The organism is Herbiconiux sp. 320_LB, from assembly GCF_059691755.1.
The window spans coordinates 881,143-890,850 of record NZ_JCAWAD010000001.1; the positions used below are offsets into that span (position 1 = coordinate 881,143).

General features: G+C 71.2%; 9 protein-coding genes and 1 rRNA gene. All 10 read right to left on the bottom strand.

From position 1 onward, the window contains the following. Nucleotides 1-7 precede the first annotated feature (7 nt). Entirely contained in the window at nucleotides 8-640 is a 633-nt protein-coding gene (locus tag AC59HU_RS04050) for an NUDIX domain-containing protein (protein ID WP_497222050.1), read from the bottom strand. Further along, entirely contained in the window at nucleotides 633-2,291 is a 1,659-nt protein-coding gene (gene pyrG / locus AC59HU_RS04055; protein WP_497222077.1) for a CTP synthase, read from the bottom strand. Before pyrG ends, AC59HU_RS04050 begins: the two co-directional genes overlap by 8 nt. A 73-nt stretch (nucleotides 2,292-2,364) precedes the next feature. After that, nucleotides 2,365-3,387, bottom strand: coding sequence for a hypothetical protein (locus AC59HU_RS04060; protein ID WP_497222051.1), 1,023 nt, complete (start codon nucleotides 3,385-3,387; stop codon nucleotides 2,365-2,367). A 31-nt stretch (nucleotides 3,388-3,418) separates the two neighbouring features. Next, nucleotides 3,419-5,164 (bottom strand): DNA repair protein RecN, encoded by a 1,746-nt coding sequence (gene recN / locus AC59HU_RS04065; protein WP_497222052.1) that lies wholly within the window; start codon nucleotides 5,162-5,164, stop codon nucleotides 3,419-3,421. Then, on the bottom strand, nucleotides 5,157-6,086 hold the full coding sequence (locus tag AC59HU_RS04070) for an NAD kinase (RefSeq protein ID WP_497222053.1): 930 nt from the start codon (nucleotides 6,084-6,086) through the stop codon (nucleotides 5,157-5,159). Before AC59HU_RS04070 ends, recN begins: the two co-directional genes overlap by 8 nt. Before the next feature lie 3 nt (nucleotides 6,087-6,089). Beyond that, nucleotides 6,090-6,890, bottom strand: a complete 801-nt coding sequence (locus tag AC59HU_RS04075) for a TlyA family RNA methyltransferase (protein ID WP_497222054.1) — start codon at nucleotides 6,888-6,890, stop codon at nucleotides 6,090-6,092. Further along, nucleotides 6,883-7,041, bottom strand: coding sequence for a hypothetical protein (locus AC59HU_RS04080; protein WP_497222055.1), 159 nt, complete (start codon nucleotides 7,039-7,041; stop codon nucleotides 6,883-6,885). Before AC59HU_RS04080 ends, AC59HU_RS04075 begins: the two co-directional genes overlap by 8 nt. Before the next feature lie 53 nt (nucleotides 7,042-7,094). Further along, on the bottom strand, nucleotides 7,095-8,114 hold the full coding sequence (locus tag AC59HU_RS04085) for an HAD-IIA family hydrolase (RefSeq protein WP_497222056.1): 1,020 nt from the start codon (nucleotides 8,112-8,114) through the stop codon (nucleotides 7,095-7,097). Next, nucleotides 8,086-8,787: a hypothetical protein gene (locus AC59HU_RS04090; protein ID WP_497222057.1), complete on the bottom strand. Its 702-nt coding sequence runs from the start codon at nucleotides 8,785-8,787 to the stop codon at nucleotides 8,086-8,088. Before AC59HU_RS04090 ends, AC59HU_RS04085 begins: the two co-directional genes overlap by 29 nt. Before the next feature lie 678 nt (nucleotides 8,788-9,465). Beyond that, nucleotides 9,466-9,582, bottom strand: a 5S ribosomal RNA gene (gene rrf, locus AC59HU_RS04095). Nucleotides 9,583-9,708 lie beyond the last annotated feature (126 nt).

Here is a 9,708-nt window from a genome sequence, read left to right on the forward strand (position 1 = left end):
CGACCGGCTACCCGGCGGTCCTGAACCGCGGATGCGCTTCCCACGGCGAGTCCGCCGGCCGCAGCGTCGACCAGCCGCGCGCCCGTGAGGCGTCGGCGGCGAGCGCCCCGATCACGAGCGACGGGTTCTGCACCCGGCTCGCGAGCACGGCCTCGACGACCTCGTCCAGCGGGAACCAGGCCGACTCCATGTCGGCCTCCTCGCCCTCGCGGTCGAACCGCGACCCGGTGGGCCGCACGCCCCGCGCGAGGTAGATCCGGATGGCCTCGTTGTTGCCCCCGGGCGTCGTGACGTAGTCGCTCAGCACGTGCCAGTCGTCCGCCTCGAGGTCGACCTCCTCCGAGAGCTCGCGCTTGGCGGCCTCCAGCGGCGACTCCGCCTCGACGTCGAGCAGCCCCGCGGGCGGCTCCCACTCGCGACGGCGCACCGGATGCCGGTACTGCTTGATCAGCAGCACCCGGTCCTCGTCGTCCAGCGCCAGCACGGCGACCGCCCCGGGGTGGTCGACGAAGTCGCGCCGCAGCGTGTCGCCGCCGTAGGCGAAGGCCTCCCGCCGCACGTCCCAGACGTAGCCGTCGAAGACGACCTCGCTCTCGGAGACGGGAACGAGGGCGACCTCGTCGGCGAGGGGCTCAGGCATCCTGCACCGGGAACAACCGAGTCGCCTCCTGGCGGTCGAGCGCGGCGCCGACGAGGCCCTTGAACAGCGGATGCGGGCGGCTGGGCCGCGAGCGCAGCTCCGGGTGGGCCTGGGTCGCCACGTAGTACGGGTGCACGTCGCGGGGAAGCTCGACGTACTCGACCAGGTGCCCGTTCGGCGACAGGCCCGAGAACCAGAGGCCGGCGTCGGCGATCCGGTCGCGGTACTTGTTGTTGACCTCGTAGCGGTGGCGGTGGCGCTCGGCGGCGGTGGAGGCGCCGTAGACCTCCTCGACGATCGAGCCCGGGGCGAGCTCGGCCTCGTAGAGACCGAGGCGCATCGTGCCGCCGAGGTCGCCCCCGGCGATGATGTCGACCTGCTCGGCCATCGTCGCGATCACCGGGAACTCGGTCTCGGGGTCGAACTCGCTCGACGAGGCGCCGGGGAGCCCGACGACGTTCCGCGCGTACTCGATCACCATGCACTGGAGGCCCAGGCACAGCCCGAGCGCCGGGATGCCGTTCTCGCGGGCGTAGCGCAGCGCGCCGAGCTTGCCCTCGATGCCGCGCACCCCGAAGCCGCCGGGCACGCAGATGCCGTCGACGTCGGCGAGCGCCTTGGCGGCGCCCTCGTAGGTCTGGCAGTCGTCCGAGGGGATCCAGCGGATCGCGACCTTGGCGCGGTGGGCGAACCCGCCGGCGCGGAGGGCCTCGGTGACCGAGAGGTAGGCGTCGGGCAGGTCGATGTATTTGCCGACCAGCCCGATGGTGACCTCGTGCTTGGGCTCGTGCACCGCATCCAGGATCGGCTGCCAGCCGGCCCAGTCGACCTCGCCGGTGGTCTCCCGCAGCCCCAGGTGGTCGATGATGTAGTCGTCCAGGCCCTGGTCGTGCAGCATGGTCGGGATGTCGTAGATCGAGGGCACGTCGACGGCGTTGACGACGGCGCCCTCGTCGACGTCGCACATCAGCGCGATCTTGCGCTTGTTGCTCTCGGACACCGGTCGGTCGCTCCGGAGCACGAGGGCGTCGGGCTGGATGCCGATGGAGCGCAGCGCGGCGACGGAGTGCTGCGTGGGCTTGGTCTTCTGCTCGCCCGAGGCGTTCATGAACGGCACCAGCGAGACGTGCACGAAGAACACGTTCTTCCGCCCCAGCTCGTGACGCACCTGGCGCGCGGACTCGATGAAGGGCTGCGACTCGATGTCGCCGACCGTGCCGCCGATCTCGGTGATGATGACGTCGGGGTGCGAGGAGTCGTGCGCCTGCAGCCGCATCCGGCGCTTGATCTCGTCGGTGATGTGCGGGATGACCTGCACGGTGTCGCCGAGGTACTCGCCGCGGCGCTCCTTGGCGATCACGCTCGAGTAGATCTGCCCGGTCGTCACGTTGGCGGCCTGGTTGAGATTGATGTCGAGGAACCGCTCGTAGTGCCCGATGTCGAGGTCGGTCTCGGCGCCGTCGTCGGTCACGAAGACCTCGCCGTGCTGGAACGGGTTCATCGTCCCCGGGTCGACGTTCAGGTAGGGGTCGAGTTTCTGCATCACGACGCGAAGACCTCGCGCGGTGAGGAGATTCCCCAGGCTGGCGGCGGTGAGCCCCTTACCCAGAGAGGAGACGACACCCCCTGTGACGAAGATGTGCTTCGTCAGTTTCGTGTCGTTCTGTCGGTCCGCGTCATGAGCATCTTCCACGGAATTCCATCCTAACAGTGGTCGGGGCCGGTCATGTCGCCCGGCGTTCTGAACTCGTGTCGGCGTCCGCCCTCCGGAGCCGGGCCATGCCGTCGCGGACCCGGGTCCGGAGTGCCCGCGCCGGACGGTACGGGCCCGCCAGCCAGCCGATCGCCGCCACGACGACGGCGACCACCGCGGTCATCACGACGGTCGGAGCGATCCCGGAGACGAGCCGGCCGGAGATCGCCTGAGCCGCGTCGACCGGCAGGTAACGGGGTGCGAGCGACGACACCGCCACGAGGTCGCCGATCCGCAGCGCGACGCCCAGCAGCACCATGACCAGGGCGAGCGCCACGGCGGACCGGAACAGGGTCACCCACCGACGCCGGGCGAGCAGCACCCCCGCGACGACGAGGAGGAACGCCGCCCACGGCAACCAGGCCCCCACGGCGACGGCGAGCCCGTAGCCGGTGCGCGCCTGGGCCAACCCGTCCGACTGCGCCACCACGATGCTGCGGTCGATGTCCGGGATGGCCTCGGCGAAGCCGAGCCCCCGTGCGATCATCACCGCCTTGACAGCACTGACCACCGGTCCCAGCTCGATCGTCAGCTGGCCGGCCGACGAGACCGCCAGCGCCGAGTCCGGGTCGCTGGTCAGGGCCGCGACCAGCTGCGCGTGACTCAGCCGAAGCGTCTGCTCCCAGATGTCGGCGAAGGCCGGCGAGTCCACGACGTCCGTGACCGCCCCGGTCGCCAGCGAGCGCAGTCCCAGCGCCGCGGGGGTCTTCAACCCGTCGAGAGCGTCGGCGGCGCGCTCGGGCACACCGAGCCCGTTCAGGGCGTCGATCACGTCGCTCGTCGTCCCCGCGAAGTCGACCCTCTCGTCGACCACGCCCATCACCTCGGAGACCACGAGCGCCTTGACGGCCGGATCCGTCGCCAGCGGCGCGAAGGTCGAGACGAACCGCCCGGTGTCGGTCAGCTGCCCGTGCGCCCAGCCCGCCACGATCCCGAGCGGCGCGAGGATCAGCCCGATCACGACCAGGACGACGGATGCGACGGTGCGCGCCATGCTGGAACCCCCTCCCGCCCCCGACTGGGTCTCAGTGTGGCACAGCGAGGCTCGTGGCCGTCTCCAGGAGTTCTGACGCGTGCGCGAGCCCCGACTCGGAGTCCGGCAGGCCCGAGAGCAGACGCGCCATCTCGGCGAGCCGTTCGTCGCCGGTGAGCTGCACCACGTTGGATGCGGTGACCGGCCCGTCGAGATCTTTCTCCACCCGCAGGTGGTTGGTCGCGAACGCCGCCACCTGTGCCAGGTGGGTGACCACGATCACCTGCGAGGTGCGGGCCAGGGCCGCCAGCCGCCGGCCGATCTCGATCGCCGACGCACCGCCGACGCCCGAGTCGACCTCGTCGAAGACGAAGGTGGGCACCGGGTCGGCCGCGGCCAGCACGACCTCGATCGCGAGCATGACCCGCGAGAGCTCACCGCCGGACGCGCCCTTGTTCAGCGGTCGCGGTTCGCTGCCCTCGTGCGGTCGCAGCAGGAACTGCACCAGGTCGCGGCCGCTGGAGCCGAGCTCCTCGCGCTCCTGCACCTCGACGACGAAACGGGCGTTCGGCATCGCCAGCGCGGCGAGCTCCTCGGTCACGCCCGCGGCGAGCGCCTCGCCGGCGGCGCGACGCAGCCCGGTGAGCTCGGCGGCGACGCGCTCGAGCTCGGCCAGCTCGTCGTCGACGAGTGCGGAGAGCTCCTCGATGCGGTCCGAGTCCGAGTCCAGTTCGAGCAGTCGCGGTCCGGCCTGAGCCGCGTAGGCGATCACGTCCGAGAGCTCGGGGCCGTACTTCCGGGCGAGGTTCGTCAGGGCCGCACGACGCTCCTGGATGCGGTCCAGCGCGCCCGGCTCGTCGCTCTCGAGATTCGCCACATAGCTCGCGAGCTGGGTACCGGCGTCCGAGAGGATGAAGCTCGCGTTCGCGAGCGCCTCGACGATCGGGGCGAGCGAGGAGTCGTGGTGGGCGACCCGTTCCAGGCTCCGCCGGGCGGCGTCGACCAGGCCGATGGTGTCCGGGGTGTCGCCGGTCTCGCTCGAGATGGCCTCGTGCGCCTCGGCGGCCGCGAGCCGCAGCTCCTCCACGTTGGTGAGCCGGTCGGCGACCTCGGTGAGCTCGACGTCCTCGCCCTCCACGGGCTCGACCGCGCCGATCTCCTCCACGGCCGAGCGCAGCGAGTCGGCCTCGCGGAGGCGGGCGCTCCGCTCCGTGACCAGCGCGTCGATCTCCGCACGATGGCCCTGCCAGCGGTCGTAGGCCTCCCGGTAGTCGGCCAGGCGCGCGGCGAATCCCGGTCCGGCGAAGCTGTCGAGCGCGGCCCGCTGCGCCGACTGGCTCTTCAGCCGCAGCTGATCCGACTGGCCGTGCACCACGACGAGGGCGCTGCCGAGCTCGGAGAGCACGCTGATCGGGGCGGAGCGGCCGCCGACGACGGCGCGGCTGCGCCCCTCGGTCGAGACGGAGCGCGACAGGATGAGCTCGCCGTCGGGCAGGCCGCCGCTCGCGGCTCCGGAGGGGTTCTCTCCCCCGCCCTCGACCTCGCCGCCGAGCTCGCGCACGCGCTCGGCGACGCCGCCGGCGGAGTCGACGAGGATGCGCCCCTCGATCCAGGCCTGCGAGGCGCCCGAACGCACCGAACCGGTGTCGGCCCGCTCGCCGAAGAGCAGTCCGAGGGCCGAGACCACCATGGTCTTGCCCGCGCCGGTCTCCCCGGTCACGGCGGTGAACCCGGGGCCGAGGGGCAGCACGGCCTCCCCGATCACCCCGAGGTCTCTGATCGACAGTTCCTCAATCACGATCCATCGGCCCCCTCCACCCGTTCACGGGCAGATTGAACTTGCGCACCAGCCGGTCGGTGAACGGCGCCTGGTGCAGGCGGGCGAGTCGCACCGGGATGGGCGAGCGCCGCACGACGACGCGCGCGCCCTTCTCGAGGTCGCGCATCCGTCGCCCGTCGCTCCACAGCACGGCGCCGCCCTGGGTGCGGTCGAGCACCTCGACGGCGAGAGCGGAGTCCGGGCCGACGACGAGCGGGCGGGCGAACAGGGCGTGCGGGCTGAGCGGCACCATCAGCAGCGCGTCGACGCTCGGCCACACCACGGGGCCGCCGGCCGAGAAGGAGTAGGCGGTCGATCCGGTGGGGGTCGACATCACGACCCCGTCGCAGCCGAAGCTCGACAGCGGCCGGCCGTCGACCTCGATGACGACCTCGAGCATCCGCTCACGGCTCGCCTTCTCGACGGTCGCCTCGTTCAGCGCCCAGCTCTCGTAGACGACGTCGTCGCCCACCTTGACCCGCACCGAGAGGGTCATCCGCTCCTCGACCTGGTAGTCGCGGGCGAGGGCGCGCTGCACCGTCTCGGTGAGGTCGTCGCGGTCGCTCTCGGCGAGGAAGCCGACGTGACCGAGGTTGACCCCGAGCAGCGGCACCGTGCGGCCCTCGACCGGCGCGTTCCGCACCAGCTCGGCCGCGCGCAGGATCGTCCCGTCGCCGCCCAGCACGATGACCAGCTCGAGGTCGGGCACGGTCACGCCGTCGCCGAGCAGTTTGAACGAGCCGAGCTCGGCCAGCACGTGGATGTCGTCGTTCTCGTCGAAGGGCGCGATCACGGGGGTGACCCCCGCGTCGCGGAGCTGCTGGCACACGCTCTGGGCCGCGAGCACCGAGTCACGACGACCGGTGTGCAGCACCACGAGGATGTAGCGTTCCACTGACACGCGTCAGGCTCCTGTCATCTCGGTCACTCGGTCCAACCATTCTGTCGGATTCGTCCCGGCTTCCCGGTCGAACCAGACCAGGTACTCGAGATTGCCCGCCCCGCCCGCGATCGGCGACGGGATGAGGCCGGCCGTGGGCAGACCGAGATCGAACGCCGCCCAGAGCACGTTCGCGACGGCGTCGGCCCGCAGGTCTTTGTCGCGCACGATCCCCTCGCGCACTCCGGTGCGCCCGACCTCGAACTGCGGCTTGATCAGCAGCACGAAGTCGGCCTCCGGGGTGGCGACCGAGATCAGGGGCTCGAGCACCAGCCCGAGCGAGATGAACGAGAGGTCGGCGACCACGAGGTCGACCGGCTGGTCGATTCCGGATGCACCGGCGAGCGTCGCCGGCGTCGCGAACCGCAGGTTGAACCCCTCGACCTCGACCACGCGCGGATCCTTGCCGATGATCGGGTCGAGCTGGCCGTGCCCCACGTCGGCGGCGATGACGCGGGCGGCGCCGCGCTCGAGCAGCACCTGCGTGAAGCCGCCGGTCGAGGCGCCGGCGTCGAGGGCGAGCCGCCCCTCGACGGTCACGGGAAACGCGTCCAGGGCGGCGATGAGCTTGTGGGCGCCGCGGCTGACGTAGCGGTCGACGCTGTCCACGGTCACCGACTGCTCCTCCTCCACCGGGAAGGACGCCTTGATCACGGGGGTGCCGTCGACGCGCACGTAGCCGTTGGCGATCAGCCGGGCAGCGTGCGTGCGGGAACGCGCGAGTCCTCTGGCCGCCACGGCGGCGTCGAGCCGGGAGCTACCCATTCGTCGACGAGGAGTCTCCGCCCTCGAGGCGGCCCTTCAGGTCGTCGTGCAGCTGGGCGTACGCCGAGGCACGCTGGTCGAGCGGCTGCTCCTCGATCAGGCGCAGCCGCGGAAGCAGCGCGTCGTCGGTCTCGAGGTCGTCGGAAGTCACTCCACCAGCGTACCGCGGAGCCCTGACGGCGGGCCGTCCGGGCGCGTCGCGGATCAGCTGTACAGCCGCGGATCGACGTCGAGCGCGTGGATCGACAACCCGGAGTCCCAGATCGCCGCACTGCCCGCCCGCACGAGGTCGACGGGCGACCCGCCGGCCTTCACGACCCTGACCACGTGGCCGTTCATCCGCACCACGGCGTCGCCGACGCTCGTCTCGGAGCCGTCCTTCGAGGTGCGTGTCACCGGATAGGGCTCGAACAGCTCCCGCAGGTCGGTGAGGATGAAGTCGGGACGCGAGCCCTTCGGCGCGGCAAGCAGCTGCTTGGGCCCGTCGATGCCGGTGAGCACGTGGATGGCGCGGAGCCCCGCGCGCTTGGCGCCCATCGTGTCGGTGTCGAGCCGGTCGCCGATGAAGGCGGCGTGCTGAGCGCCGAAGCGGTCGGCCGCGACCTCGAAGATCGTCCTCTCCGGCTTCCCGGCCACGACCGGCAGCCGCCCCACGGCGGTGTGCACGGCCGAGACGAGGGTGCCGTTGCCGGGCGCGATGCCTCCGGCGACCGGGATCGTCCAGTCGGTGTTCGTGGCGACCCAGTGCACGGCGGGGTCGGCCAGCGCGAAGCTCGCCTGGGCCAGCTGCAGCCAGCCGACTTCGGGCGCGAAGCCCTGCACCACGGCGGCGGGCTTGTCCGCGGCCTCGCGGGTCACGACCAGTCCGGCCTTCTCGACCTCGGTCACGAGCCCCACTCCCCCGACGACGAGCACGGTGGCACCGGGGTCGACGAGGGTGGTCAGGATGCGCATGGCCGCCTGCGGAGACGTCACGACGTCGGCCGCGGCCACCCCCAGACCGAACGAGCTGAGGTGCTCGGCGACCTGCGCGTCGGTGCGGGAGGCGTTGTTCGTGATGTAGCCGGTGCGGATGCCCTCCGCCGCCACGCGGTTCAGCGCGTCGACGGCGTACGGCACCGCGTCGGGGCCCTTGTAGACGACCCCGTCGAGGTCGGCCAGCACGGCGTCGACGCCCTCGAGAGGCAGCACGGTCTCAGGCTTCTTCGGTCGGAACAGACTCATCGCCCTCAGCGCCCTCGTCGTCAGCGAAGTCGTCGACGACAATGTCGTCTCCGTCGTCTTCGTCGTCCAGCTCTTCGAACACCTCGATGGTGTCGTCCCCGTCGCCGTTCAGTGCGGCGTCGGCGCGCTCGGCGCGCTCCCGCCAGCGCGCGGCCTCCTCGTCCTGCCCGAGCTCGGTCAGCACCTCGGCGTAGGCGTCGAACAGGTCGGGGCTGTAGGAGTAGGCCACGTCGGGATTCAGCTGCGGGATCTCGAGCTCGGTGAGCGCCGCGTCGGGCTGCCCGAGGTCGAGCCGCGCACCGGACATGGCGATCGCCACGGCGACCTGGCTCGCGACGGAGAGGCTGGAGCGCTCGACGGAGCGGCCGACCTCGAGGGCGCGGTCCGGACGACCGATCCCTCGTTCGCTGTCGATCATCAAGGCGAGCTGCTCGTTCGACCCGGAGATGCGGCGGTAGGTGCGCAGTTCGCGCAGGGCCAGGGCGAAGTCACCCGTGGCGTAGGCGGTGATCGCCAGCGTCTCGCGGACGACACCGATCCGGCCGGCGCGGCGCGCGGCGGAGGTGGCGTGCAGGTGCGCGAGCGCCGGATCCTCCTCGATCAGGCGGGCGGCCATCGCCAGATGGCGTGCCACCTCCTCGGCGTTCTCCTTGTTGAGGGTCTTCAGCTCCATGCGGGCGACCTTGTCGAGGTCGCGCGGGGTGACGTCGTCCGGGATGATCGGGTCGTCATGGCGCGGACGGACCGCACGCAGTTCCCGAGCCCGCAGCTCCTCCTCGGTGAGCGGGGGGCGCTCGAAGCGCGAGGCGCTGGAGTCGTTGCGGGCGGGCTTGCCGTCCTTGGTCCAGAGCCGCCGCTCGCCCGGGCCGCCGTTGGACGGCCGGCCCCCGCGATCGGGCCGCTGCCCACCGCGGTCGGGTCGCTGCCCGTCGCGCGCAGGACGCTGACCGTCCCGTGCAGGACGCTGCCCATCGCGGGCAGGACGCTGACCGTCCCCCGCAGGACGCTGCCCATCTCGAGCAGGTCGCTGACCGTCACGAGCCGGCCGCTGACCATCGCGAGCCGGTCGCTGCCCGTCGCGGGCAGGACGCTGTCCGTCGCGGTCCGGCCGCGGGCCCGAGCGCTCCGGACGCTGGCCGGTCCGGTCAGAACGCGAGGCCGAGTCCCGGCGCGGGGTAAAAGGACGCTTGCCCGAGTCCTTCCGAGGGGGGCGACGATCGTCGCTCGTCCGCTTCTCATCGTCGGCTTCGCTCACGATGGCCCTCCTCAGGATCTCAGGTGCATTCTCTATTGGATTAAAGGTGTTAAACGAAAATGGCCGACCATCGCTGGTCGGCCATTTCCAAAGTAAGTCCGGCGGTGTCCTACTCTCCCACAAGGTCCCCCTTGCAGTACCATCGGCGCTGAGAGTCTTAGCTTCCGGGTTCGGAATGTGACCGGGCGTTTCCCTCTCGCTATGGCCGCCGAAACATTAGAGACGCAAGTCTCGAAGTTTCAAGCATTCATTGCTGAATAACTTGGTTCTCGACCGTACATCGAGAACCACATAGTGGACGCAAGCATTTCATGTCCCCACATGCCAGCCTTACAACAT

Coding starts and splice junctions, on each gene's coding strand:
- AC59HU_RS04050 (WP_497222050.1), bottom strand. CDS start 640: ATGCCTGAGCCCCTCGCCGACGAGGTCGCCCTCGTTCCCGTCTCCGAG.
- AC59HU_RS04060 (WP_497222051.1), bottom strand. CDS start 3,387: ATGGCGCGCACCGTCGCATCCGTCGTCCTGGTCGTGATCGGGCTGATC.
- AC59HU_RS04075 (WP_497222054.1), bottom strand. CDS start 6,890: ATGGGTAGCTCCCGGCTCGACGCCGCCGTGGCGGCCAGAGGACTCGCG.
- AC59HU_RS04085 (WP_497222056.1), bottom strand. CDS start 8,114: ATGAGTCTGTTCCGACCGAAGAAGCCTGAGACCGTGCTGCCTCTCGAG.
- AC59HU_RS04090 (WP_497222057.1), bottom strand. CDS start 8,787: ATGGAGCTGAAGACCCTCAACAAGGAGAACGCCGAGGAGGTGGCACGC.